23 protein-coding genes are annotated in these 24,671 nt (G+C 70.5%); 8 read left to right on the top strand and 15 right to left on the bottom strand.

All coding sequences use genetic code 11. The features are described from left to right. Nucleotides 1–135: 135 nt before the first annotated feature. Nucleotides 136–381 carry a phosphopantetheine-binding protein gene (locus AA23TX_RS21975; RefSeq protein ID WP_155544756.1) on the top strand — a complete coding sequence of 82 codons (246 nt, stop codon included), beginning with the start codon at nucleotides 136–138 and terminating at the stop codon, nucleotides 379–381. On the opposite strand, the gene AA23TX_RS21970 is transcribed toward AA23TX_RS21975, so the two are convergent. Together AA23TX_RS21970 and AA23TX_RS21965 are read right to left on the bottom strand one after the other, a co-directional pair. Continuing rightward, the gene (locus tag AA23TX_RS21970) at nucleotides 374–1,333 is read right to left on the bottom strand and encodes an ACP S-malonyltransferase (RefSeq protein ID WP_155544755.1); all 960 of its coding nucleotides are present in this window, start codon (nucleotides 1,331–1,333) and stop codon (nucleotides 374–376) included. The two genes, AA23TX_RS21975 and AA23TX_RS21970, sit on opposite strands and share 8 nt — an antisense overlap. Continuing rightward, nucleotides 1,326–2,276 (bottom strand): proline iminopeptidase-family hydrolase, encoded by a 951-nt coding sequence (locus AA23TX_RS21965; RefSeq protein ID WP_155544754.1) that lies wholly within the window; start codon nucleotides 2,274–2,276, stop codon nucleotides 1,326–1,328. Before AA23TX_RS21965 ends, AA23TX_RS21970 begins: the two co-directional genes overlap by 8 nt. Before the next feature lie 283 nt (nucleotides 2,277–2,559). On the opposite strand from AA23TX_RS21965, the gene AA23TX_RS21960 reads away from it, so the two are divergent. Genes AA23TX_RS21960 through AA23TX_RS21950 form a run of 3 tightly spaced genes read left to right on the top strand, consistent with a single transcriptional unit; the run spans nucleotide 2,560 to nucleotide 5,599 of the window. Then, nucleotides 2,560–3,822: a nucleotide disphospho-sugar-binding domain-containing protein gene (locus tag AA23TX_RS21960; RefSeq protein ID WP_155544753.1), complete on the top strand. Its 1,263-nt coding sequence runs from the start codon at nucleotides 2,560–2,562 to the stop codon at nucleotides 3,820–3,822. Next, on the top strand, nucleotides 3,813–4,928 hold the full coding sequence (locus AA23TX_RS21955) for a sensor histidine kinase (protein ID WP_155544752.1): 1,116 nt from the start codon (nucleotides 3,813–3,815) through the stop codon (nucleotides 4,926–4,928). The genes AA23TX_RS21960 and AA23TX_RS21955 overlap by 10 nt, the downstream gene beginning before the upstream one ends. A gap of 17 nt (nucleotides 4,929–4,945) precedes the next feature. Further along, nucleotides 4,946–5,599, top strand: coding sequence for a response regulator transcription factor (locus tag AA23TX_RS21950; protein ID WP_155544751.1), 654 nt, complete (start codon nucleotides 4,946–4,948; stop codon nucleotides 5,597–5,599). Between the two features lie 56 nt (nucleotides 5,600–5,655). Here AA23TX_RS21950 and AA23TX_RS21945 read toward each other — a convergent pair whose 3' ends face one another. From AA23TX_RS21945 to AA23TX_RS21935, 3 genes are read right to left on the bottom strand one after another with little or no spacing between them, the layout of a single operon-like run. Continuing rightward, nucleotides 5,656–5,838 carry an acyl-CoA carboxylase epsilon subunit gene (locus AA23TX_RS21945; protein ID WP_155544750.1) on the bottom strand — a complete coding sequence of 61 codons (183 nt, stop codon included), beginning with the start codon at nucleotides 5,836–5,838 and terminating at the stop codon, nucleotides 5,656–5,658. Then, nucleotides 5,838–7,361 (bottom strand): acyl-CoA carboxylase subunit beta, encoded by a 1,524-nt coding sequence (locus AA23TX_RS21940; RefSeq protein ID WP_230862930.1) that lies wholly within the window; start codon nucleotides 7,359–7,361, stop codon nucleotides 5,838–5,840. The genes AA23TX_RS21945 and AA23TX_RS21940 overlap by 1 nt, the downstream gene beginning before the upstream one ends. Nucleotides 7,362–7,410: 49 nt before the next feature. Further along, nucleotides 7,411–8,172 carry a thioesterase II family protein gene (locus AA23TX_RS21935; protein ID WP_155547219.1) on the bottom strand — a complete coding sequence of 254 codons (762 nt, stop codon included), beginning with the start codon at nucleotides 8,170–8,172 and terminating at the stop codon, nucleotides 7,411–7,413. Nucleotides 8,173–8,351: 179 nt separating this feature from the next. Here AA23TX_RS21935 and AA23TX_RS21930 point away from each other — a divergent pair, with 179 nt between their 5' ends. After that, nucleotides 8,352–8,753 carry an ATP-binding protein gene (locus AA23TX_RS21930; protein WP_230862655.1) on the top strand — a complete coding sequence of 134 codons (402 nt, stop codon included), beginning with the start codon at nucleotides 8,352–8,354 and terminating at the stop codon, nucleotides 8,751–8,753. 508 nt (nucleotides 8,754–9,261) lie between these two features. Here AA23TX_RS21930 and AA23TX_RS21925 read toward each other — a convergent pair. From AA23TX_RS21925 to AA23TX_RS21915, 3 genes are all read right to left on the bottom strand, one after another. Further along, a complete protein-coding gene (locus AA23TX_RS21925; RefSeq protein ID WP_155544748.1) occupies nucleotides 9,262–10,536 on the bottom strand; it encodes an HNH endonuclease signature motif containing protein in 1,275 nt (424 codons plus the stop codon). A 68-nt stretch (nucleotides 10,537–10,604) separates the two neighbouring features. Continuing rightward, the gene (locus AA23TX_RS21920) at nucleotides 10,605–10,979 is read right to left on the bottom strand and encodes an STAS domain-containing protein (protein ID WP_155544747.1); all 375 of its coding nucleotides are present in this window, start codon (nucleotides 10,977–10,979) and stop codon (nucleotides 10,605–10,607) included. 153 nt (nucleotides 10,980–11,132) lie between these two features. Then, nucleotides 11,133–12,047 (bottom strand): AraC family transcriptional regulator, encoded by a 915-nt coding sequence (locus AA23TX_RS21915; RefSeq protein ID WP_155544746.1) that lies wholly within the window; start codon nucleotides 12,045–12,047, stop codon nucleotides 11,133–11,135. Nucleotides 12,048–12,121: 74 nt separating this feature from the next. Between AA23TX_RS21915 and AA23TX_RS21910 the strand changes: the two genes are divergently transcribed. Genes AA23TX_RS21910 through AA23TX_RS21900 form a run of 3 tightly spaced genes read left to right on the top strand, consistent with a single transcriptional unit; the run spans nucleotide 12,122 to nucleotide 16,270 of the window. Next, nucleotides 12,122–13,576, top strand: a complete 1,455-nt coding sequence (locus AA23TX_RS21910) for a dihydrolipoyl dehydrogenase family protein (protein WP_155544745.1) — start codon at nucleotides 12,122–12,124, stop codon at nucleotides 13,574–13,576. Beyond that, entirely contained in the window at nucleotides 13,524–14,906 is a 1,383-nt protein-coding gene (locus tag AA23TX_RS21905; RefSeq protein ID WP_155547218.1) for an FAD-binding oxidoreductase, read from the top strand. The genes AA23TX_RS21910 and AA23TX_RS21905 overlap by 53 nt, the downstream gene beginning before the upstream one ends. Continuing rightward, nucleotides 14,903–16,270 carry a carboxylesterase/lipase family protein gene (locus AA23TX_RS21900; RefSeq protein WP_155544744.1) on the top strand — a complete coding sequence of 456 codons (1,368 nt, stop codon included), beginning with the start codon at nucleotides 14,903–14,905 and terminating at the stop codon, nucleotides 16,268–16,270. Before AA23TX_RS21905 ends, AA23TX_RS21900 begins: the two co-directional genes overlap by 4 nt. Nucleotides 16,271–16,322: 52 nt before the next feature. Here the strand turns inward: AA23TX_RS21900 and AA23TX_RS21895 are convergent, their stop codons facing one another. The 7 genes from AA23TX_RS21895 to AA23TX_RS21865 all read right to left on the bottom strand — a co-directional run bounded on the left by AA23TX_RS21895 (nucleotide 16,323) and on the right by AA23TX_RS21865 (nucleotide 24,661). Further along, nucleotides 16,323–19,067, bottom strand: a complete 2,745-nt coding sequence (locus AA23TX_RS21895; protein ID WP_155544743.1) for a bifunctional YncE/alkaline phosphatase family protein — start codon at nucleotides 19,065–19,067, stop codon at nucleotides 16,323–16,325. A gap of 5 nt (nucleotides 19,068–19,072) precedes the next feature. After that, nucleotides 19,073–20,413 (bottom strand): ABC transporter permease, encoded by a 1,341-nt coding sequence (locus tag AA23TX_RS21890; RefSeq protein ID WP_155544742.1) that lies wholly within the window; start codon nucleotides 20,411–20,413, stop codon nucleotides 19,073–19,075. Then, nucleotides 20,410–21,339, bottom strand: coding sequence for an ABC transporter ATP-binding protein (locus tag AA23TX_RS21885; RefSeq protein ID WP_155544741.1), 930 nt, complete (start codon nucleotides 21,337–21,339; stop codon nucleotides 20,410–20,412). The genes AA23TX_RS21890 and AA23TX_RS21885 overlap by 4 nt, the downstream gene beginning before the upstream one ends. A 404-nt stretch (nucleotides 21,340–21,743) precedes the next feature. Continuing rightward, complete coding sequence (locus AA23TX_RS21880) at nucleotides 21,744–22,394, bottom strand: response regulator (protein WP_155544740.1); 651 nt, start codon at nucleotides 22,392–22,394, stop codon at nucleotides 21,744–21,746. 86 nt (nucleotides 22,395–22,480) lie between these two features. Continuing rightward, a complete protein-coding gene (locus tag AA23TX_RS21875) occupies nucleotides 22,481–23,134 on the bottom strand; it encodes a polysaccharide deacetylase family protein (RefSeq protein WP_155544739.1) in 654 nt (217 codons plus the stop codon). Between the two features lie 3 nt (nucleotides 23,135–23,137). Continuing rightward, the gene (gene xynA, locus AA23TX_RS21870; protein ID WP_155544738.1) at nucleotides 23,138–23,791 is read right to left on the bottom strand and encodes an endo-1,4-beta-xylanase XynA; all 654 of its coding nucleotides are present in this window, start codon (nucleotides 23,789–23,791) and stop codon (nucleotides 23,138–23,140) included. Nucleotides 23,792–23,896: 105 nt separating this feature from the next. Next, nucleotides 23,897–24,661 carry a hypothetical protein gene (locus AA23TX_RS21865; RefSeq protein ID WP_155544737.1) on the bottom strand — a complete coding sequence of 255 codons (765 nt, stop codon included), beginning with the start codon at nucleotides 24,659–24,661 and terminating at the stop codon, nucleotides 23,897–23,899. Between the last annotated feature and the right edge of the window lie 10 nt (nucleotides 24,662–24,671).

The raw sequence follows: 24,671 nt of genomic DNA, 5'->3' as shown, positions 1-24,671 counted from the left end.
GCCTGCTTTTGGCCGGATTGGTAAATAGGGGTGCCGATGCGTCGATCCGGGACGGTGACGCGCGGTAGAGTCCAAAACCGAACCGGGCGGTCGGTTTCCTCTCGGTAGATCCCAACCTAGCGATCCGGAGTAGCCATGTGGGACAGCACTTTCGACGAGACGCTGCGCTCGTACCTCCCGTTCCTGCCGGCCGATGAGGCGTTGACCGCCGAGACGCCGCTGCGGGAGTACGGGCTGGACTCGCTCGCCACCGTGGAGCTGCTTTCCGTGCTGGAGCAGAGCTACAACGTGCGGTTCGAGGACGACGCCCTGAACCTGGAGACGTTCGAGAACCCCGGCCGGCTGTGGAGCACGCTGGCCCGGCTGCAGCCCGCTAGCTGACCCGCGAGGGTCCTGCGCCCCGGCGGCGGGGCTGCAGGGCCAGGCGCGGGTTCACCGTGACGACCTCGAAGCGGCTCGTGGTGACGCGGACGCGCCCGAACAGCGTGTCCGGCCCCGCGATCCAGAGCTTGCCCACGCCGTTGTCCGCCAGCGTCGAGACGACGTCCGGCCAGCGCAGCGGTTTGACGATGCTGTCGAGCAGCATCGTGCGCACCTGCTCGCCGCTGCTCAGGATCTCACCGTCCTGGTCGGCGACGATCGGCAGCAGCGGGTCGTGGAAGTCCAGCCCGCCGAGCACCTCGTCCTCGGCCTTGCGGCGCAGCGCGCCGAACGCCCGTGAGTGCAACGGCGGCCGCATCGTGTAGAGGGAGAGCCCGCCCATGCTCCGGACCGTCTGCTTCAGCCAGTCGAGGTTCCGCTCGCGCAGCGAGACCATGTAGAAGTCGTGGTCGATGTAGCACGAGATGTCGAACCACTCGCCCTTTCCCTCCAGCTGGGACAGGGCATCGGTGAGCTTCTCCTCCGGCGTGCGGACGAACGAGTGCGTCACGACGTCGGTGTACTCGGTCGCGAAGAACTCGGTGAGGCAGCGGGCGAGCTCCGCCGTCATCCACACCGCGTCCGGGAAGGTGAGCGAACCGGCGTACACGCTGGCCGGCTTCTCGCCGAAGCTCGGACCGGCGCAGTAGTCGGGGCTCATCCCCTGCTCCTCCTCGGCCCACTGGGCCAGGGCGACGCAGGTGAGCATGAACCCGACCTGGGCGTAGGCCGAGTAGTCGCCTTCGGTCTCGCGGAAGCGGTCGACCAGCGAATAGCCGAGCCGGTCGTTGGCCTGCGAGATCAGCTTGCGGGCGAAGGGGTTGATGAGCAGGAACTTGCCGAAGTCGGCGAAGCGACAGGGGCTCATCCCGGGGAAGACGACCGCCGACCCCGGCCGGGTGGCCTCATCCATGGCTGGCGACCTCTCGTTCGGCGACCCGGCTCGCGGGTGCGGTGGGCTGGATGTCCTCGAGGAAACCCAGGAGGACTTCGCGGAACCGTTCGGGTTCCTCGAGGTGCGGGACGTGGCTGGAGTCTTCGAAGATCTCCCAGCGCACGTCGTGGATCCGGTCGAAGTACGGCTGGATCGTGACGGGGGTGGCTTCGTCGTGACGGCCGGAGACGAGCAGCGTCGGCACCTCGATGTCGTCGAGGTACTCGGTCACCGAGTAGTCCTTGAGCGTGCCGGTGACGGTGAACTCGCTCGGCCCGTTCATCGTGGCGTAGACGGTGTTGTCGTCGGCCATCTCCATGAACGAGGCCAGGTAGTCGGCCGGCCACGGCAGCACGCGGCAGACGTGCCGGTCGTAGAACGCGCGCATCAGCTCGAAATACTCCGGCGCGCCGGTGGTGCCCGCGGCTTCGTGCGCCCGCAGCTGGTCGTCGACGCCGGGCGGCAGCTGCGCGCGCAGCACGTCCATCTCCTGGCGCCACAGCGGGTACGACGCCGGCGAGTCGGCGATCACCAGCCCGCGCAGGCCGTCCGGCCGCTGCGCGGCGTGCCGCGCGACGACCAGCCCGCCCCACGACTGTCCGAAGAGGACGTAGTTGTCCTCGATGCCCAGGTGCTGGACCAGGTTGTCCAGCTCGTCGCCGAACAGCTCCGGCGTCCAGAAGTCCGCGCCCTTGCCCGGCAGCCGCGTAGAACCGCCGCTGCCCAGCTGGTCGTAGTGCACGACCGGGAACCCGTGCTCGGCGAGCGAGCAGAGGTTCAGCAGGTAGTCGTGCGTGCTCCCCGGCCCGCCGTGCACCACGACGACGGCCGGCAGCTCGCCCCCGGCGGTGCCGGTGACCCGGTACCAGGTGCGGTACCCGCCGAAGGGAACCCAGCCCTTCGCGATGGGTGCCACGGCCATGCTCATCACCTCTTCGTTTCCCTCGCACCCGGCACACGCGGCCGGACCCACGTTCCTGTCTAGTCGCCGCGAGCCCGCCGGAGCCAGCCCCTAAGGGGCGTCTAAAGCCGGTCCAAACTCTGCTCGACCTGCTTAGCGCACGGCGCAGCGCCGGGGAAGGAATCCGCGCCGGAACAGGGGTTCGCGACCCCTACCGCCGCGTTGCCGGGTCGGCCTGGCGGTGTGCCGGCACTACCTTTTCCCTTGTAGCGGTGTTTCGCCCCCGAGTTCGGAGAGTGCGTCGATGCGCGTCATGATGATGGTGTTCCCGACGAGGACGCACGTCTACAGCATGGCCCCGGTGGGCTGGGCGCTCGCCGCGGCCGGGCACGAGGTGCGCTTCGTCGGCCAGTGCAACCCGCGCGAGGTGGCGTCGTTCGCCGAAACCGGCCTCGACGCGATGTGGTTCGGCGAGGAGCTCGACATCGCCCGCCACCGGCAGCTGCAGATGGACGGCGACAACGCCATGCAGGGCGGCTTCCGCATCTCCGAAAGCCGGCCGGAGCGCTACACCGAGGAGTACGTCCGCACGGTCTACGAGCACTGGGTCGAGGTCTTCCGCTGGACCACCCCGGACTCACTGCTCGACGAGCTGGTGCGGTTCGCGAAGGGCTGGAAACCGGACCTGGTCGTGTGGGACCCGATGATCTACGCCGCCCCGATCGTCGCGCACGCCCTCGGTGTCCCGCACCTGCGGATGATGTACGCGGCGGACCAGACCGCGCGGATCGCGGCGCAGTACCGGGACCTGCGCGCGGCCCATCCCGAAGACACCACGCCGGACCCCTTCGTCGAGTGGATGTCCGCCGCCGTGGGCCGGTTCGGCGCGTCGTACGACGAGGCCCTGCGCCACGGCGTCAAGACCCTCGACTGCCACCCGTCCTACCTGCGCTACGACGGCGTCGACGTCGACTACGTGCCGGCGCGGTTCATCCCGCAGAACAAGCCGATGGCGATCCCCTCGTGGGTGCTCGAAAAGCCCGAACGCCGGCGCGTGATGCTGACCCTGGGCATCTCGAACCGGCAGGTGCTCGGCGTCGAGGAGACGTCGGTGGCCGACCTGCTCGACGGTCTCGCGGACCTCGACGTCGAGGTGATCGCGACGCTGAACGCCGCCCAGCTCGCCTCGGTGAAGAAGATCCCGGACAACGTGCGCGCGGTGGACTTCGTGCCGATGAACGAGCTCCTCGCGAGCTGCTCGGCCATCATCCACCAGGGCGGCGGCGCGACGATCGGCAACGCGGTCGTCAACGGCGTCCCCCAGCTGGTCATCCCCGGCACCACCTGGAGCGAGCGGGTCTCCGCCGTCGCCCAGGAGAAGCGAGGCAACGGCCTGGTGCTCGACCTCGAGGACGTCACGCCGCAGTCCGTCCGAAGTGGACTCCTCCGGCTGCTCGAGGAACCGTCCTTCCGGGACTGCGCGCTCGAGGTCCGCGACGAGATGCTGGCCACGCCGACCCTGGACGACCTCGTGCCGGAGCTGGAACGGATCGCACGATGCCGGTGACCGGACGGCCAAAGGTCGTGCGCACCATCGGGTTCCTCATCGGGAGCCTGCCGATGCGGATCGCGGCCTTCGTCGTCGTGCTGGTCACCATGCTGCTGGGCATCGCCACCACCATGCTGTGGGTCGGCATCCCGATCCTGATCACCGCCACCTCGATGGTGCAGAACTTCGCCGCCTTCGAGCGCCGCTGGGTCCACACCATGCTCGGCGTCGACGTCCCGCCGCCGCGCCGGCGCGAACACGGGCCCGGGCTGCTGCAGACGTGGCAGGTCCGTCTGGTCGACCAGACGACCTGGCGCGAGGTGAACTACGTGCTGCTCGCCTTCCCGCTGGGCATCGTCGAGTTCGTGGCCGGGATCGTCTCGGTCGCCGTGCCGCCGTTCGGGATCTTCGTCGCGCCGCGGATCGGGGCGATGCACGCCGCGCTGACAGCGTCGATGCTGGGACCGGACCGGACGCAGCAGCTGGAGGCCCGCACCCGGCAGCTGAGCGACTCGCGCGCCCGGGGCGTCGACGCCGTCGAGGCCGAGCGCCGGCGCATCGAACGCGACCTGCACGACGGCGCGCAGCAGCGGCTGGTGGCCGTCGCGATGAGCCTGGGCCGGGCGCAGCTGAAACTCGATCTGGACGACCCGGTCGCCGTCCGCGAGCTGATCGGCGCGGCGCACGCGGACGCCAAGCTCGCGGTGTCCGAGCTGCGCGACCTCGCCCGCGGGATCTACCCGCCGGTGCTGCAGGACCGCGGCCTCGACGCGGCGCTGTCGTCGCTCACCGCGCGGATGCCGATCCCGGTCGTCGTCGAGGTGAGCGTCGACCCGCGCCCGCCGGCGCCGGTGGAGACCACGACGTACTTCATCGTCAGCGAGACGCTGACCAACATCACCAAGCACGCCGGCGCCGACCGCGCGTCGGTGCGCGTGACCCGCGACGACGAGACCGTGGTCGTCGAGATCCTCGACAACGGTCACGGCGGCGCCTCCGTCCGCCCCGGTGGCGGCCTGGCCGGGCTCGCCGACCGGGCCGCGACCATCGACGGCGTGCTCACCGTGGTCAGCCCGGTGGGCGGCCCCACGGTGGTGCGCGCCGACCTGCCCGTCCGCTGGTGAACTCCCGGGAGAGCGAAATGCGTGTCGTCATCGCCGAAGACTCCGTCCTGCTGCGGGCGGGCGTGCAGAGCCTGCTCGCGGACGTCGGCATCGAGACCGCGGCCGCGGTGTCCAACGGCGACGACCTGCTGGTCGCCGTGCGGGAGCACCAGCCGGACCTCGTCATCGCCGACGTCCGGATGCCCCCGACGTTCACCGACGAGGGCATCCGGGCCGCGATCGCGGCCCGCAAGGAGGTTCCCGGCCTGCCGGTGCTGGTGGTCTCGCAGTACGTGGAGGGCAGCTACGCGGTCGAGCTGATCGCCGAAGGCACCTCCGGCGTCGGCTACCTGCTGAAGGAGCGCGTCGCCGACGTGGCCGACTTCCTCGAAGCGGTCCGCCGGGTGGCCGGCGGCGGTTCCGCGATCGACCCCGACGTCGTCGCGCAGATGCTGTCGCGCAACCGCAGCCCCCTCGAAGGCCTGACCGCCCGCGAGACGGAGGTCCTCGGCGAGATGGCGCAGGGGCTGTCGAACGCGGCCATCGCGAAGAACCTGGTCGTCACCCAGGGCGCGGTGGAGAACCACATCAGCAACATCTTCGCGAAGCTCGGCCTCGAAGCCAGCCGCGACCAGAACCGCCGCATCCGCGCGGTGCTCACCTACCTGGACAGCACGACGGTCCGGACCTGAGGTCGTGAGTGAGAAACAGTGTTCTAACCCTGTTTCTCACTCACGACCACTTGCACTCAGCGGCGGGTGCGCCAGCTGGTCGCCCCCTGGAACCGGGGGCGGCGGCGGGGGCGCGCAGGCTTGGGCGGTTCCGGCGCGGCGGGCTTCGCGGCGCCGACCGCGGCCAGGACCGTGAGAAGCGCCGCCAGCTCGGTCTCGTCGGGTGCGCCGCGCAGGACCCGCACCACCGGTTCGCCCATCAGACCGGCGGGTTCCCGTGCTTGCGCGCCGGGAGGTCGGCGTGCTTGGTGCGGAGCATCGCGAGCGAGCGGATCAGCAGCTCGCGCGTCTCGCCCGGCTCGATCACGTCGTCCACGAGACCGCGTTCGGCCGCGTAGTACGGGTGCATCAACTCGGTGCGGTACTCCTTGATCTTCAGCGCCCGCACGGCTTCCGGGTCGTCGGCCGCCTTGATCTCGCGGCGGAAGATCACGTTCGCGGCGCCCTCGGCCCCCATCACGGCGATCTCGTTCGTCGGCCACGCCAGCGAGACGTCGGTGCCGATCGACCGCGAGTCCATCACGATGTACGCGCCGCCGTAGGCCTTGCGCAGGATCACCTGCACCCGCGGCACGGTGGCGTTGCAGTAGGCGTAGAGCAGCTTCGCGCCGTGGCGGATGATGCCACCGTGTTCCTGGTCGACGCCGGGCAGGAAGCCGGGGACGTCCACCAGCGTCACGAGCGGGATGTTGAAGGCGTCGCAGGTCTGCACGAACCGGGCGGCCTTCTCGCTCGCCTCGATGTCGAGCACCCCGGCGAGGACGGCGGGCTGGTTCGCGACGATCCCGACGACGTGCCCGTCCAGGCGGGCGAGCGCGCACACGACGTTGGTCGCCCAGCCCGCGTGCACCTGCAGGAACTCGCCGTCGTCGACGATCTCCGCGATGACGTCGCAGATGTCGTAGGCGCGCGCCGGGTCGGTGGGCACGACGTCGAGCAGCCGGTCGGTGCGGCGGCTCGGCGAGTCGTCGGCGGGCACGTGCGGCGGTGCCTCGTTGTTGTTGGCCGGCAGCAGGGAAAGCAGGTAGCGGACGTCGGCCAGGCAGGTCGCCTCGTCGTCGTAGGCGAACGCGGCGACGCCGGAGGTCTCGGCGTGCACGTCGGCGCCGCCGAGGCCGTTCTGCGTGATCTCCTCGCCGGTCACCGCCTGCACGACGTCGGGCCCGGTGATGAACATCTGCGAGGTCTCGCGGACCATGAACACGAAGTCGGTCAGCGCGGGCGAGTACGCCGCGCCGCCCGCGCACGGGCCGAGCATCACGGAGATCTGCGGGATGACCCCGGAGCACCGGGTGTTGCGCCGGAAGATGCCGCCGTAGCCGGCCAGCGCCGTGACGCCCTCCTGGATCCGGGCGCCGGCGCCGTCGTTGAGTGACACGAGCGGCGCGCCCGCGGCCTCGGCGAGGTCCATCACCTTGTGGATCTTCTGCGCGTGCGCTTCGCCGAGCGCGCCGCCGAAGATCCGGAAGTCGTGGGCGTAGACGAAGACCGTCCGGCCGTCGACGGTGCCCCAGCCGCAGACGACGCCGTCGGAGTGCGGACGGCGCTGTTCGAGCCCGAACCCGGTCGCGCGGTGCCGGCGCAGGGCTTCGAGCTCGGTGAACGAGCCCGGGTCGAGGAGCAGTTCGATGCGTTCGTGCGCGGTCAGCTTGCCGCGGTCGTGCTGGCGCTGCGTCGCGGCGTCGTCGGGCCCGCGGCGCGCGGCCTCCTTGATCTCCCGCAGTTCGCCGAGCCGGCTGGCGAACGCGGCCGGCGCTTCGGACAACGCTGCCTCAGACACGGACGCCTCCCAGCTCGTCGGCGAGGCGCCGGAGGATCACGCCTTGGTGCCGGGTGAGGAAGAAGTGCCCGCCGGCCAGCTCGACCAGCTCGAAGCCGCCGGCGGTGTGGTCGGCCCAGGAGGCGACCTCGTCGACGGTGGCCATCGGGTCGTCGGAGCCGGTGAAGGCCACGATCGGCGCTCTCAGGAGGTCGCCAGCGGTGTACCGGTAGGTCTCGACGGCCCGGTAGTCGTTGCGCACGACCGGCAGGATCATGCGGACGACGTCGTCGTCGCCGAGCAGGTCCGCCTCGGTGCCACTGAGCCGCCGCAGCTCGGCGACGATGCCGTCGTCGGTCCGGGTGTGCACGCTTTCATCGCGGACTCGCGAGGGAGCACGCCGCCCGGAGACGAACAGGGCGGCGATTTCGTGACCGGCCCGCTCGAGCCGCCGGGCGGTCTCATAGGCGACCATGGCGCCCATGCTGTGCCCGAAGAGGGCGAGCGGCCGGTCGGTGTGCCTCAGCAGGAGGTCGGCGACCCGGTCGGCCATGGCATCGATGCTGGTCAGGAAGGGTTCGTGCCGCCGGTCCTGCCGCCCCGGGTACTGGACGGCGAGCACTTCGACGTCCGGCGCGAGCGCCTTGGCGACGGGGAAGTAGAAGGGTGCCGACCCCCCGGCGTGCGGAAGGCAGACGAGCCGCGCTTTCGCCTCGGGTGACGCGGCGAACCGGCGGAACCAGTTCTCCCCGGCGTTGTCCACGTGGGCGACCATGTCGTCCACCGCCCTTCGGTATCGGAGGCTCCTCCGGCCAAGCTAGCCAGCGCGCGAGGTGGGCAACGACCCCTAAGCCCCCCTAACGCGGCGGGTAAAAGCGGCAGTTCCGGGTAGTCCCCTTGAGATGGGTGCCGCAATCGGGGGAAAGCGCGGCGGCAGGAGGTCGAACGGTGCGCGTGAGCTGGAACGGAGCCGACCAGCCAGGCTGGCAGGTGCTGGACGTGGCGGGCACCGACCGGCCCGGCCTGACGGCGGCCCGCCGCTGGGCCGAGGCCAAGCTGGGCACGATCCGCGAGACGGATCTGATCGACACGCTGATCATCGTCTGCGAGCTGCTGGAGAACGCTTACGTCCACGGCGGAGGGCCCCGCCAGCTGCGGATCCACCACGCGCACGACCCTTGCGAGGTGACGGTGGCGGTAGCGGACGTCGGCGGAGGCGAGCCGAAGCTGCGAGCGCCGGACAGCAGGGGTGGGCGGGGGTTGTTGCTGGTGGATCAGCTTTGCTTGGACTGGGGTGTCAGCCGTCATGACGACGGGAAGCTGGTTTGGGCTCGGGTGGGGTGTTCGGAGGGTTAGCTCGGGGGCTTTGTTCATCGGCTCACGCTTGCTCGGCCGGTCGTGGCGGGGGCGGATACCGAATCGGCTGGTGCCAGGTCGGCGGAGTGCCTCGCCCGGTTAGCAGTGCCGGGTTCGAGGTTCGGTAGCGCCGGTAGCCTCTGGGATGCGGGTAGGCCTGGTGTCAACGGCCGCGAGCCCGCCGCCGGTGTCGAGTGTGGACGCCCGCTGAACCGCGAATCGGCTGTCACCAACGCTGGCGGAGTACCTGCGGATTGCCGACGCCCACGGTTGCGGCCGGACGAACGCCACAGTCGTGGTCGACCGTGGATGCCGTTGAACAGGCCGGGCGGCGATCGCTGCTTCGGCGGATCGCCCTGCGACTTCACGGGATGTTGCGTGGTAGTTGCGGACGAAGATGCCACTACCGGTGACAAGCAGAACGACTGCCGCCAATAGCGGCAGGGGATTGTTCGGGGCGTGGGTGTAGGCCCGCAGCCGGTGGCTGCGGGCCTTTCCCATGTCCTGTTCAGGCCGCGAACGGCAAAGGTTGATGAAGGTTGTTGCGCCTGGGTTTTCGACGCCTGTCCAGGAACACCGGTGGCAGGAACTCGGGCAACCCGTCGGCGGCGATGCGGACCTGCCAACCGGAACGATGCAGGAGCCGGTGATGGTGGGCGCACATCAGGACCAGGTTGCCCAGCTCGGTCGGGCCGCCGTCAGCCCAGTGGCGGATGTGGTGGCCCTGGCAGTGCCGGGGTGGGCGGTGGCAACCCGGGAAAGCACAGCCGCGGTCGCGCAGGTAGAGCGCGCGGCGGATTCCCGGCGGGACCAGGCGGCGCTGGCGTCCGAGGTCGAGAGGTTCGCTCTTGGCGCCCAGGACGGCGGGGATGAGCATGCAGTCACAGGCGTGGATCCGGGCCTCGGCCGCGGAGATCGTGCCAAGATCGCCGAGGGTGGCTCGACCGGTGCGCGCCTGGGGTCGGCTTCCGTCGCCGAGGATCCCTTGGCCAAGGCCGGACTTCAGGTCCTCCAGCGACACCGCGACCATCACGTGGGCTCGCTCCCCGGCCTGCATCGGCAGCTCCGGACAGCTCAACGCCAAGTCGATCGCGTCGGAGAACGCGTCGCCGTAGCGTTCCAGTGGGGAGCGTAAGTCTGGGCCTTCGTCGGTCGTGCGGCGGTGGGCCAGGGAGTCCAGCAGGGCGCTGGCTCGGGTGCCGGTCTCGTCGTCGAAACGGCCCTGAAGCTCCCAGGTCCCGGTTCTTTTGCGGCGCAACGAGAGTTCGCGGCTCGGGGTGGCCGGTTCGGTGGTGTCAGGTTCGGCGCCGTCGGGGTCGAGGTGGGCCAGGATCCGTGCACCCAACGCCGCGACCTGCTTGTGCCCGGCATCGGAGGCGAAGGACAGCAGATGCTGCTCAGCGTCGGCGCGGTGCTCGGGCGGGACTTGCGTCATCACGCCGACGATCGTGTCGATCATCGGAGTGCTCAACCGGCCAGCCAAAGCAGCAACCCCGGTGCCAGGAGCGACAGCAGGCACCGGAGTGCCGTCAAGCGCGCAGCCCGGTGTGAGCGCCCGGGCACGCTTCACCACAGCCTCAGCCGCAGCCTTGGGCACATCGGCCAGATGCTCGAAAAGCCGCGCCACAGAACGATATCCGAACAGCTCCATAACTCCGCGCGACTCGATTTCCGCGAGCAGCGAACCGATCTCCGCCTCCGCGGACCGCACAACGGTGAGCAGAGCGGAGATGCGGTCGGCCAAAGCCACCGCATCCGCACGCCACACCGCTTCGCTGTCCACAAACCAAGATTACCGCCGCCCGAACGCATGTTCATCACACGAACAGGTGATCAATCAGACCGAGAAACCTAAGACAACAGCGGCACCAGCTTCAACCAAGCCAAAGCCTCCTCCGCACTCCAATGCACCGGCAGCAAGGAATCCAACCCGAGAACAGTGATCGGCCGCAGCAGTGGACGGCACCGGCCGGCGACCGCGAACGGCACCGCGGACGTCGCCGCGTCCAGCAGGATCGTCAGCACACGCGCGCTGCAGAACGTCACCGCTGATGCGTCGAACACCAACGCCTGCGGGGCCAGCCGGATTTCCTCCTGCAATACCGTGGCGAGACGGCCGGTGACCGCCAGATCGAGGTCGCCGGTCGCGGTCACCACCGTCGCTTCGGATGTCGTGGTCACTTCGAACGTCGCGGATCGGCGGGTGCGCGGGGCGGGGATGAGCATCGCGAAGGCCTCCTTGGCGAAAACACCGTGAGGCCGGAAGCCGGTCCGGGCCCACGGCAGCCCGGGTGGGGGCTGCGGGGATCGAGGCACGACGGCTGCAGGCTGAACCGCTCCCTCTACCTTACAACCGATGCGCAAACGATGCACAGTGGATCAAATCCGCTGGTCACGGCGGAATCGGGCGGGCGTCGTCCCCAGTTCGGCCCGGAACGCGCGGGAAAACGCCGACTCCGACTGGTAGCCGACGCGGCCCGCCACCACGGCGACCGTCGCGTCGGAAGTGGAGAGCAAGTGGGCCGCCGCCATCATCCGGGCGCGGGTGACGAACTCCCCCGCCGTCGTTCCCGTCTCGCGGGCGAACCGTCGCAGGAACGTCGCGCGGGACATCGCCACCTGACGGCTGAGCCGCTCGATCGTCCAGTCCGCCCCGGGGTCGTCCAGGACGCTGGAAACGGCCTCCGCGATCCCTTCGTCGGTCACCGCCGTCCACAGCACGTCCGCCGTCGCCGCGCCGCGGGCCGTCCGCAGCACCATCGCCAGCAGCACCGTGCTCAGCGCGGACAGGATCGCCGCCGTCCCGGCCCCCTCGCGGCGCGCTTCCCCCCGCAACAGGAAACTCAGCCCACGCAGGACTTCGTCCGTTTCGGAAGACTGCCCGAACGACACGTGGATCGCGCCCGGCAGGCTCCGGAACAGCAGCGCGCCCGCGCCCGCGTTGACCGCGTAGTGGCCGCAGAACAAGTCGATGACCGGGTCGCCGCCGCGCTCGCTGTGCTGGGTCGCGAACGCCTCGCCGACGGTCTCGACGGTGCCCCGCGGCCGGCCCGCCCCGGCCGTGACCACCCGGTGCCCGGCGCCGCTCGGGATCAGCACGACGTCGCCGGGGCGCAGCTCGAACACCTGACGGCCGACGTGCAGCCGGCACTCCCCCTCGAGCAGCACGTGGAACGGCACCCTCAGCGCCCGGGACCGGGCGACGTCCATGCGCGTGCCCGCCCCGAGCAGGCAGTGCTTCTCGAGCGAAGCCACGAGGTCGGCCATGCGAAGCAACCGGCTGACAGTGTCCACGGTGATACTTTCGGGCAGAAAACTGATACTGGCAAGCCTGGTCGTCTCATCTTCGCCGAGGCACGCTCGACCGCATGGAAAAGCTCACCGCGGACGTCCTGGTCATCGGCTTCGGCAAGGGCGGGAAGACCGCCGCACACGCGCTCAGCGACGCCGGCCGGCGCGTCGTCCTCGTCGAGCGGTCCGCGAACATGTACGGCGGCACCTGCCCGAACGTCGGCTGCGTGCCGACCAAGATGCTCTTCCACTACTCGAACGGACGCCGCGTCGAAGACGACGCGCAGGAGTTCTTCGCCCACTCGATCGCCGGCGTCCGCGCGCTGACCAGCGCTTTCCGCGCGGGCAACTTCGCGTCGCTCGACGGGAAGAACACCGCGACCGTCATCACCGGCACCGCCCGGTTCGTCGACCAGCACACCGTCGCCGTCGGCGAAGGCGACGACCTCATCACGGTCACCGCGCCGACGATCATCCTCAGCACCGGCTCCGCGCCGGTCATCGCGCCGATCCCGGGCCTGGCCACCAGCAAGCACCTGGTCAGCAGCACCGAGCTCACGCAGGCGGCGACGCTGCCGGAGCGCCTGATCGTCGTCGGCGGCGGCTACCTCGGGCTCGAGTTCGCGTCGATCTACCAGCACTTCGGCACGCACGTCACCGTCCTCGAAGGAGCGGAACGGCTGCTGCCCCGCGAAGACGAGGACATCGCCGGCACCGTCCGGGAAATCCTCGAAGGCGACGGCGTCCGGATCATCACCGGCGCGAAGATCACCGAGGTCGAAGACAGCGGCGCCGTCGCGAAGGTCAGCTACGAAAAGGACGGGCAGACGCACAGCGTCGAAGCGAGCGCGCTCCTGCCGGCCACGGGCCGCCGTCCCGTCACCGACGGCCTGCGGCTCGACGCGGCCGGCGTCCGGACCACCCCGGACGGCGCCGTCCAGGTCGACGAGCACCTGCGCACGAGCCGGCCGCACATCTACGCCGTCGGCGACGTCAACGGCGGCCCGCAGTTCACCTACGTGGCCCTCGACGACGCCCGGATCGTGCTGGACCAGCTGCTCGGCGAGGGCAAGCGCACCACGGCCGACCGGGTCGCCGTGCCGCACACGCTTTTCACCACCCCGCCGCTGGCGACCGTCGGCCTGACCGAGCGCGAAGCCCGCGCGCGGGGCCTGAACATCAAGGTGGCGAGCGAAAAGGTCGCCGACATCGTCGCCATGCCGCGGGCCTACACGGTCGAGGAGACGCGCGGGATGATGAAGTTCGTCGTGGACGCCGACACCGACCTGATCCTCGGCGCGGCGCTGCTCAGCATCGACGCGCAGGAGGTCGTCAACACCGTCGCGCTGGCCATCCGCCACGACATCACCGCGACCGAGCTGCGGAACTCGATCTACACGCACCCCAGCTCGACCGAAGCTTTCAACGAGGTCTTCGGCAAGGCTAGCGTGGGAACAGGTGACGAGGAGGTTCCCGCGGATGCTGATCGACGACCTGGCCGCCCGGCTGCCGAAGGACCGGCTGGTCCGTGACCCGGACGTGCTGGCGGGCTTCGCCCACGACGAGGCCGAGTGGGCGCCCTACGCGCTGCCCGCCGTGGTCGTCCGGCCGCACACCGCCGAAGAGGTCCAGGCCGTGGTCAGGGCCTGCCTGGAGCACCGGACCCCGCTCGTCACGCGCGGGGCCGGTACCGGCTTGTCCGGCGGGGCGAACGCGGTCGGCGGCTGCGTCGTCCTCGTCACCGACCGGCTCACCGCGATCAAGGAGATCGACGAGCGGGAGCGGTACGCCGTCGTCGAGCCCGGCGTCGTCAACGACGACCTGCGCGCCGCCTGCGCGGAACGCGGCCTCTGGTACCCGCCGGACCCGGCCAGCTCGCCGTGGTCGACCATCGGCGGGAACGTCGCCACCAACGCCGGCGGCGTCTGCTGCGTCAAGTACGGCGTCACCCGCGACTACGTCCTGGGCCTGCAGGTCGTCACCGGCACCGGCGAGCTCGTCCGGCTCGGGCGCCGCACCGCCAAGGGCGTCGCCGGCTACGACCTGACCGGGCTGCTGGTCGGCTCGGAGGGCACGCTCGGCGTGATCACCGAGGTCACCGTCCGCCTGCGGCCCGCCCGCGCCGCGGAACGCACGGTCGCCGGCTACTTCGACACGACGGTCGCCGCCGGGCAGGCCGCCGCGGCGGTCGCGGCCCGGGGCGTGCTGCCCTCGGCGCTGGAGCTGGTCGACCGGCACTGCCTCGCCGCGGTCGACCAGTGGAAGAACATGGGCTTGAGCGCCGACGCGAACGTCGTCCTGCTCGCCCGCACGGACTCCCCCGGCGCGCTCGGCGAACACGAAGCCGCGGAGATCCTGGACTGCTTCGAGCAGGCCGGCGCGACCTGGGCCGCGCAGTCGACCGACCAGGCCGAGGCCGACGCGCTGTTCGCCGCCCGCCGCCTCGCCTACCCCGCCCTCGAACGGCTCGGCCCGCTGCTCACCGAGGACGTCTGCGTCCCGACGCAGGCCGTGCCCGAGATGCTCGCCCGCATCGACGCGGCGGGGCGGCGCCACGACGTCCACATCGCGAACATCGCGCACATCGGCGACGGCAACCTGCACCCGCTGCTGGTCACGCCGGCCGGCGACGAGACGGCTCGGAAGAACGCCCAGGCGGCGTTCGACGACATCATCGCCGACGCGCTCGACCTCGGCGGCACCGTCACCGGCGAGCACGGCGTCGGCCTGCTCAAGCAGCCCGGCCTCACTCGCGAGCTGGGCCCCGAAGTCCTGGAAATGCACCGCGCGGTCAAGAACGCCCTCGACCCGCACCACATCCTCAACCCCGGCAAGGTCTTTCCCGAAGGGACGCCCGCATGATCGTCCGCACCACCGCCGGCGAGGTCCGCGGCGAGCCGATCGCCACCGGTGTGCGGTTCCGCGGCATCCCCTACGCGGCCGCGCCCGAAGGTGAGCTGCGGTTCGCCGCGCCGGTCCCGCCGCCCGCCTGGGACGGCGTGCGCGACGCTCGCGAGCCCGGACCCACGGCGCCGCAACGGCAACGGACGATCCCCGGCCTCGACCTGTCCGCCGTGGTCGGCACCGGCTGGCGGCGGGGGCCGGAGTACCTGACGGCCGACGTCTGGACGCCCGGCGCCGGAAACCGGCCGGTGCTGGTGTTCCTCCACGGCGGCGCGTTCATCGGCGGCACGGGCTCGGCCCCGGTGTACGACGGCACGGCGTTCACCCGCGGCGGTGCGGTGCTGGTGACCGTGCAGTACCGGCTCGGCATCGACGGCTTCCTGCCGCTCGACGGCGGCGCGACCAACCTCGGCCTGCGCGACCAGCTCGCCGCGCTGCGCTGGGTCAAGGACAACATCGCGGCGTTCGGCGGCGACCCGGCCAACGTGACGCTCTTCGGCGAGTCCGCGGGCGCGATCAGCGTCGCGTGCCTGCTCGGTTCGCCGCTGTCGACCGGCCTCTTCCGGCGCGCGATCGTCCAAAGTGGACACGCGAACATGGTGCGCGGGCGGGTCGAGGCGGACCGGCTCGTCCGGAAGATCGCCGACGGCCTCGGTGTCGAGCCCACCGCCGAGGCGTTCCGGACGCTTTCGACCGAGCAGCTGCTCGACGCGCAGGACGCGGTGCTGAAGCCCGGCGGTGCCCCCGACCTGCGCGGCGAGGACGGACTGGACCGCAGTTTCGGCCTCAGCCCGTTCCTGCCGCTGGTGGGTGACGACGTCCTGCCCGAGCACCCGGGTTCGGCGATCCGCGACGGCGTCGACCTGATCGCGGGTACCTGCCGCGAGGAGATGCTGCTGTACTTCGGCCCGACCGGCCTGCTCGACGTGCTGACCGACGAGCAGGCGGTGGCGATGCTGTCGGCATCGCACCCGGACGCGGCGGGCGTGCTGAAGAGCTACGGCCTGGGCGACGGGCGCAAGGCGGGCGAGGTGTTCGTCGAGGCCATGACGGACCTCGTGTTCCGCGACGGCGTCGAGGAGCTGGTCGAGAACCACCGGGGCCGGACGTTCCGGTACGAGTTCGAGTGGCGGGCGCCGCGGCTCGGGGCGTGCCACGGGATGGAATTGCCATTCGTGTTCGATTCCTTGGCCGCGTCGGCCGGACTCGTCGGGGACAGCCCGCCGGTGGGACTGGCTCGCGAAGTCAATGCGGCGTGGACGCGGTTCGCGGCCACCGGCGACCCCGGCTGGGCCGAGGGCGAGACCAAGCGCCTGGGCTGACGGCAGATTGGAAACCGGGAGGCCCCCGGACCGGAGGCCTCCCGGCGGGTGATCAGCCGTCCGATTCCGCGGACGGGATGTACGCGCCCGGCACCTGATCCGGTGCGAACACCTGGTTCTCACCCGGGTAGGGCTGCTGCCACCCGTGCGTCTGGTACCACGTGAAGTGGTTCATCTGCGCGGGGTTCGCGTAGTCCGCGACGGCGTTCGGGCCGGTCAGACGCTGGTGGGTCGTCCACTCCTGCCACTGCGCCGCCAGCTGCTTCTTGTCCGCCGGCACCGCCGACGACGGCACCGGGGCCGCTGCCGGGTTCGCCGCGGCCGGGGTGTCCGGGCCGCAGGACGGCTGGGTGGCCAGGCCGTCCGTCAGTGACGTGCGGTTGGGCAGCGCGGTGAACGGCGTGTAGTCCGGCTTCGGCGTGAACGCCGCGGCCATCGGCGTCGCCGCGCTGTCCTTCTGGTTCATCGGCTTGACCCCGAGGATCTGCTCGATCGTCCGGATCATCGTGATCTGCGAATAGAAGTGGCTGTCGACGACGCCGTGCTGGGCGTACGGGCTGATGATCTGCACCGGCGCCCGGTGGCCGTCGACGTGGTCGAGACCGGCCTGCGAGTCGTCCTCGACGACGAAGATCGCCGAGTCCTTCCAGTACTGGCTGTGCGAGATCTCGTCGACGATCCGGCCGACGGCGAGGTCGTTGTCGGCGACCTGGGCGGCCGCGTTGGGCGGGCCGCCGGTGTGGTCGCTGGACAGCCAGAACATGTTCAGGTTGGCCGGCCCGTTCTTCTCGAAGTCGTTCTTCCAGATCTGGTACCGGTAGGTGTCCGGCACCGACGTGTCGAACTTCGGGAAGCCCGGCACCGACACGTTGTTCAGCGACGGGATCGGCGACGACGACACCAGCGGGTAGGCCGTCGGCTCACCCGTGGCCGCCATGTTCTTGGCGTCGCAGTACAGGTTCTGCCAGCTCGCCCCGGCGGGCTTGGTCAGGAACTGCTGGAACTCGCCGAAGTCCCGCACCGACTTCCCGGCCGCCTGCGCGCCGGTCCAGAGGAACCCGGAGCTCTGGTGGCCGAGGGCGTCGTCCTCGGTGTCGTAGCTGCGCAGGTACTCCCCCGCCGACGACTCGGTGTACTCCGGGTTGTCGGCCTGCATCAGCCAGTTGTGGCCCTCGGCGGAGTTCGTGCCGATGTCGTAGGTGTTGTCGTACAAGCCGAACTGCTTCGCCAGCGCGTGCTGGTTCGGCGTGACGTTCTCGCCGAACTGCGTCACGGACGGGTCGCCGTTGCCGCGCGCGTCGTCGCCGAAGACCTGGTCGTAGGTCCGGTTCTCCTTGACCAGCAGGAAGACGTGCTTGATCGTCGACGGGTCGCCCAGCCGCGCCGGGACCGGGACGGCCCTGCGGTGGCCGTTGTCCTGCGCCACCTGGACCGAGTCGTTCGTCCAGCCGTTCTGCCTGAAGACCTGGCCGGTGTAGCCGCGGATCGCGCGGTCGTCCGGCAGCCGGAACTTCTGCACGCTCGACGTCGTGTCGTGCGTGCCGTGCCCGGCGGCCGTGGTGGGACGGCGCGCGTCGATGCCGCGGGTGTTGGAGACGACGACGTCCTTGCCGACCGTGGTGATCGCGGTCGGGAAGTAGTCCGTCGGCAGCAGGCCGACGTAGCTCACCGGCTCCTGCGCCCGCTGGTAGCGGTAGACGGCGACGGCGTTGGCGCGACCGAGCGTCACCAGCAGGTGACCGTCGTCGGTGAGCGTGACGCCGTCCGGCTCGTACCCGACCGAGGCCTGCGGCCACGGCTGCGTCGCGATGGTCTGGACGACCTTGTCGCGACCGGTGTCGATGACGGAGACGGTGTTGCTCGCGGTGTTGGTGACGAACAGCGCGCCGTTCTTGAAGTAAACCGCCGTCGGGTGGAGGCCGACGTCGACGCTCTTCGGCGCGGCGGCCGCGTTCGCCAGGTCGATGACGCTGACCGTGCCGCTGGTCGTGGCGCCGGTGAACTGGCTGGCCGGCACCTGCGTGTTGTACGAGTTCAGCGTCGGCTCGCCGGGCTTCGCCGGGTGACCGCCTTCGTTGCTGACGTACAGCTTGGTGCCGACGCGCACCAGGTCACGCGGCGCGTTGCCGACGGCCCAGCTCTGCTTGATCGCGCCGGTCGCCGCGTCGAGCGCGACAACCCGGTTCTGGCCGTTGACGGCCGAGTACACAGTGGACCCGTCCGGCGAGAACACGGCCTGCGCGACCAGGGCGTGCTTCGCGCCGTCCGCCGGGATCTTGACCGGCACCGGGGTGGCGACGGTCCCGTCCGGGTTCACGGTGAACTTCGTGTAGCCGTCGGTCTGCGCCAGCCACAGCGCCTTGCCGTCCGGCGAGTACGTCGGCCCTTCCTGGCCGACGTCGTTGCCGGCGATGCGCAGGTTCGCCGTCGCGGAGTTGCCGACGAGCTGCTGCACCTTCCAGCTCTTCAGGTCGACGATGGTGAGCGCGATGCCGCCGTCGGTGGTCAGCGCGGCGAGGTGGGCGCCGTCCGGGCTGACCGACGACGCCATGATCTTGCCGTTGTTCACGACCAGCCGGTCGCCGATCGGCTTGACGTACTGGTCGGCGGAGACGACCTGGCCGTTCTCGGTGACCTGGCCGACCTGGTCCTTCCCGAACTGGGCCGTCGACGCGACACCGACGCCGGTGCCGGTGGCTACGAGCACGAGCGTGGCGGAGCCGGCCGTCGCGTAGCGCAGCCGATGGCTGCTGCTCCGGCGGTTCCCGGCACGCCGTCTGCGGCGTGTTACCTGCATCGGGGTTATCCCTTCGTGGTGGTGAGCAGCTCGACGTTCCCGTCGAACTGCCAAAGCGGGTTGGGTTGGTCCCCCGCGGGGGTCCGCACCTGGAAGTAGCCGTTCACTTCCTTCGGTCCGTCGCCGTCGGCGACGTACCGCCCGTCCGAGGTGATGTCCAGCTGGTAGATCGCCTGTCCCGTCGCGTCGATCCCCGGCAGGTGCCAGGAGACGACGCACCGCCAGTCGTTGCCGGGACCGTCGGGCTCGACCAGGCCGTCGCCCTTGGTGCACGCGGCCGTGGCGGCCAGCTGCTCCTCGGTGACGTCGGGCCGGTTGAGCTGGCCGGCCTGCAGCCGGTAGAGGTGGGCGAACGCGGTGGCGACCGAGCGCTGGACCTTGTCGAGCTCGATCCCGGAGCCGGTGGCCGGCGTCGCGACGGCGACGATCCCGGCCGTGGCGGCGAGCAGCGCGACCAGCGGCAGGACACCGATGGTGAGCGCGCGGCGGCCCGAACCGTCGTGAGCCGGGTTGGTGAAGTCGCGGCGCACGAACAGCAGGTACGCCAGCGCGCTCGCGACGACGGCCCAGGCCAGGCTGACGCCGACCGCGATCAGCAGCGGCCCGAGCTGGGCCGGGTCGGTGAACAGGCCGTTCCACGCGATGAAGGCGTAGCTGGGCAGGGCGAGGCGGACGGCGACGGGCAGCGGCAGCAGCTGGGCCAGCGCCAGCACGAGCGCGACGACGGCGGGCAGCAGCAGGCCCATCGGCGAGCGGCCCCACACGACCGAGCCGAGCAGCCCGATCGCCCCGAGCGCCAGCGTCGGGGCGAAGACGCAGACCCACGCGAGCAGGACCCGCACCGCGGCGTCGCCGGACGTCAGCAGGTGGCCGTCGAGGCCGACGAGCGGCCGGTTCCCGGCGGCCAGGACCCCGCCCACCGCACTGGAAACGGCCATCCCGGCCACGAGGACGACGAGCACGCTGAGGCCGGCCAGCGCTTTCGCCGCGAAGATCCGCCGGGTGGAGCGGACCGCGACGAGCAGGTGGCGCCAGGTGCCGAGCCGGTCCTCGGAGGCGAAGACGTCCCCGGCGACGACCGATGTCAGCAGCGGGAGCGCGTAGGTGCCCGCGAACCCGAGCATCACCAGCGGCCCGGCCCAGCCGGTGGCGTTCATCCAGCGGCCGAAGAGCGTGTCGACGGGCAGCGAACTCTGCTCGCTCACCACGGCGACGAACAACGCGGGCGCGATCCAGCAGGCCAGCACCAGCAGGCGGACGCGCCAGGCGGCGAACAGCTTGACGAGTTCGAAGCGGTACCCGCGGGACACGGGGACGGGACGGGCGGTCTCGGTGATGACGGTCATCGACCGGCCTCCGGCTGCTCGGGGAGAGCTTCGGTGAGAGCGAGGAACGCGGCTTCCAGCGGGGACACGACGGGCGCGAGCTCGCGCACCGCGATGCCCTCCTTCGCCAGCCGCAGCACCAGTTCGTCGAGCGCGGCCACCAGCGCGCGGACCACGAACACGTCGTCGTCGGAGTCGGCGAGGCGGATCCCCGGCGCGCCGGCGACCAGGGGACGCGCCGCCCGCGGGTCGGACGTCCGCAGCCGGTAGCCGAGTTCGCCGTTCTCGGCGGAGAGCTTGCCGAGCGGACCGGTGAAGACGACGCGGCCGGTGGCCAGGATGGTGACGTCGGAGCACAGCGCCTCGAGGTCGTCCATCCGGTGGCTGGAGAGCACGACGGTGGTGCCCTCGGCGGCGAGCCGGCCGAGAACGCCGTGCACGTGCTTCTTGCCGGCCGGGTCGAGGCCGTTGGCCGGCTCGTCGAGCACCAGCAGGCGGGGCTCGGTGAGCAGCGCCGCGGCCAGCCCGAGCCGCTGCCGCATGCCGAGGGAGAAGCCGCGGACGCGGTCGTCGGCGACGTCGGTGAGCCCGACCTCGCCGAGGACGTCGTCGATCTTCGGGGTCCGCCGGTCGAGGCCGCGGAGGGCGGCCAGCGCGGCGAGGTTCTGCCGGGCGGTGAGCGACGGGTAGAGACCGGGGCCGTCGACGAACCCGGCGACGTCGCCGAGGGTCTTGCCGACCGGCCCGCCGAGGACTTCCAGCGTGCCCTCGTCGGCGACGGCCAGGCTCAGCAGCAGGCCGAGCAGGGTGGTCTTGCCGGCGCCGTTCGGGCCGACCAGGCCGTGGATCCGGCCCGGGGCCACGTCGAAGTCGATGCCGTCGAGCGCGACGACGTCACCGAAGCACTTGGTGATCCCGCGCGCTCTGACGGCCAGGGGTGCGTCCATGGGTTCCTTGCTTTCACTCTGCGGCTCGAGCAGGAAACTTAGGCACCGCAAATTACGGCGGCGGGCGAGCGGGATGAACGCAGCCCGAACGGGAGCCGACCGACGGCCGCCGGAGTGGTGAAATGTCCGGGTTAAGGAGGTTCCTTACGGCGAGTTAACCGACAGCTAGTCTGTCTACAGTGGACTTCCGGTGAGTCTCCACCCGGATCTCCACCCCGCGGAGGTCCTGCTCCACCCGGGTGCCGCCCTAGCGTTCCCCTCGTCGGAACACGGGAAGGGAAACGGACATGGGTCAAGTCGTCCAGTTCATGCTGCTGCGGTTCGCGATCATCGGCGGCGGGATCCTGCTGCTGCTGATCGTGCTCGGGGTGATCGCCGTCGTCGTGAAGAAGGTCGGGCGGTGATCACCGCTTCGGCCGCAGGCCGTGTCGCTCGGCGTAGCGCAGCGCTTCGACGCGGGTGCGCACGCCGATCTTCGCGAAGGCGTTGTTGATGTGCGTCTTGACGGTCGCCTCGCCGATGAACAGCTCGGCGGCGATCTTCCCGTTGGTCAGGCCGGCGGCGATCAGGCCGAGCACCTCGGCTTCCCGGGCGGTGAGCCCGTCCGGCAGGCTTTCCGGACGCGGTTTCGCCCCGGAAAGGGCGCCGGCGACCTGGCGCGAGACGTCCGCCCCGAAGGTGAGCGCCCCGGCGACGACGGCCCGCAGCGCGGCGCCGATCTCGTGCCGCCCGGCGTCCTTCGTCAGGTAGCCCTTGGCCCCGGCGGCGAGCGCCCCGGCGATCGACTCGTCGTCCGAGTAGGTCGTGAGGACCAGGACGGCGACGTCCGGGTGCTCGCGCGCGAGGCGTCCGGTGGCTTCGACGCCGTCCATGACGGGCATGGTGAGGTCCATCAGCACGACGTCGAGGTGGTCGAGCCGCCCGGCCAGCTCGAGCGCCTGGGCACCGTCGGCCGCCGAGCCGACGACATCGACGTCGTCGAGCAGGCCCATCAGCGCGACCAGGCCCTCGCGCACGGCCTGCTGGTCGTCCACCACCATCACCGAGATCCCCATGATCGGCAGTCTGCCGCATCCCCGGCCGCGCCCGCCGGGGGAATGGCGGCGCGGCGGGTTCGGGGCCGCCGCGCCACCCGGCGGCCTCAGCCCGGGGCCACCGCCCGGCCCGTCTGAGGCGAGATCATGCCCGCGCACAGCCCGCGGCTCGCCAGGCCCTGCGCGATCCGCGGGATGGCGGAGAGGGTGTTGGCGGGCCATTCGTGCATGAGGATGACCTGGCCGTTGCCGAGACGGGCGTTGGCCTGCACGATCGCGTCGACGCTCGCGTTGTTCCAGTCCTGCGAGTCGACGTCCCAGATGATCTGCCGCAGGCCGTACTTCGCTTCGACCGCCTGCAACGTTCCGTTCGTTTCCCCGTACGGCGGCCGGAACAGCTTCGGAGTACCACCACCGGCGGCCGAGATCGCCTGCTGCGTCCGGGAAACCTCGGAGTCCATTTGGGACTGGCTCTGCTGCGTGAGGTGCGGGTGGGTGTAACTGTGGTTCCCGACCCACATCCCGGCGCTCACCTCGGCCCGCACCTGAGCGGGATAGGCGGCGGCGTACTGACCTTCGTTGAACATGGTGGCGCGCAAACCGTTCTGCCGCAGGGCGTTGAGCAACCCGGGGGTGTGCGCGTTCGAGGGTCCGTCATCGAAGGTGAGGCCGACATAGCCGTTGCAGGCGGCGGCGTGCGCGGGGGTGGCACCGACCGCGCCGGTGATCACGAGGGCGGCCGCGAGGATCAACGTGCGCATCGGTCAGCCCACCGAGATGTTCGAGTTGCCGCTGCTCTGGTAGCCCTCGGTGGCGAGGATCATGTAGTAGTTGAAGCTGCCCATGCGCATGCCGTAGCGCGCCCAGGCGTCGAAGTGGTTCCCGGTGGTGATGGTCCCACCGGTCTTCTTCTGCTGCCGCACGGACCAGTACTGGTTGAAGGTCTTGGTCCCTTCGACGGACGGCGCGTTGTAGCGGGTGGTCTGGTAGATGTCGTAGGTGCCGCCATCGCTGGTGACGGTGCCCTTGTAGGTGCCGGTGGGCCGGTAGGTGCCCCAGTTGTCGACGATGTAGTACTCGACGAGCGGGTTCGAGGTCCAGCCGTAGAGGGCGAGGTAGCCGTTGCCGGAGGGGTTGAAGCTGCCGGAGTAGTTGACGGTCCGCCGGCTCCCGTTGCTCCACCCCTTGCCACCGACGAAGTTCCCGACGTTGCTCCAGTTCATCCGGTAGTTCCCGCCGGAGCCGAGCGTCATCTGGACGGAGCCGCCGCCGTCGGTCCAGAAGGAGTAGTAGTAGCCACCGTTGTTCCCGGTCTGGCTGGTGGTGATGACGGTATCGGCTCGGGCCACCCCGGGAACGAGCGCGGCGATGAGCGCAAGAACGGTCCCACCGGCGAACACCCTGATCTTGGTGAGCATGCTTCCTCCTCATTGAGGCCTGGCGATGGGGAAAGCATGTGATCGGGCTGACTGGTGGGACAATGACTTTCGGAAAGTTTCGCCAGTACGGCAGGGGTTACCAACTCAGCCGAGCCGACGCCGCCGGGCAAGCTCGCGCCGTCGCGCGGTCGCGGACGCCGGGAGAAGCCGGATCCACGCAGCGCCGTCCTCGGTACGAACACATCGGTACGCATCGACGAAGCCCCGCTCGCTGTGCCTGATCACTTCGTCGAAGACCCAAGCCGACGCGATCACGGCGAGCACCGCTTTGGTGTCCGCCAGGGCACGCCTCAGCTCGGGCGCATCGAGCAACCGCTGGGCGTGAAGGATCGACGAACCGGTGGCACCGTAGGCGTCGTAGGAAACTTCCCCGGCGTGGAGCGCCAGCCTGAGCCGAATCCGCTCGAGCGGCGGGTGAACGCCGTTGTGGGCCTGGAGTTCGTCGGCGAGCTCGCCGAGGAGCAGGTCGGCGAAGAGCGTCTTGGACACCCGAGCGGGCACGAGGACGAGCACACCGTCGCCGAGGTCTTCGTGCCTGCAGATGTCCCAGGGAATACCGGCCGCGGCAAAGGCACGTTCGATTGCGCGGTACATCCCGCGGCGGATGCGCACTCTGTTGGGGTTCGTTCGGCTTCGTCGGCCGAAGCTTTCGACGTCGACAACCACGATGGTGCAGTGGGCAGTGGTGAGCGCAAGACTGCCACGCCAGTCGACGCCGTCGGCCTCCGTCCCGTGGTACGTCACTACACCGACCATCTCGGGCAACGGGTCGGAGTGCAGCCAGGTCGATCCGCGCGCTCGAGGATCAGGCCGCCACGCGACCGGCCTCGCCGTCTCCGGATCGGACATCTTCGACCTC

Source organism: Amycolatopsis camponoti, assembly GCF_902497555.1.
Taxonomy (GTDB): Bacteria; Actinomycetota; Actinomycetes; order Mycobacteriales; family Pseudonocardiaceae; genus Amycolatopsis; species Amycolatopsis camponoti.
This window is presented reverse-complemented; position numbering and strand designations above follow the sequence as displayed.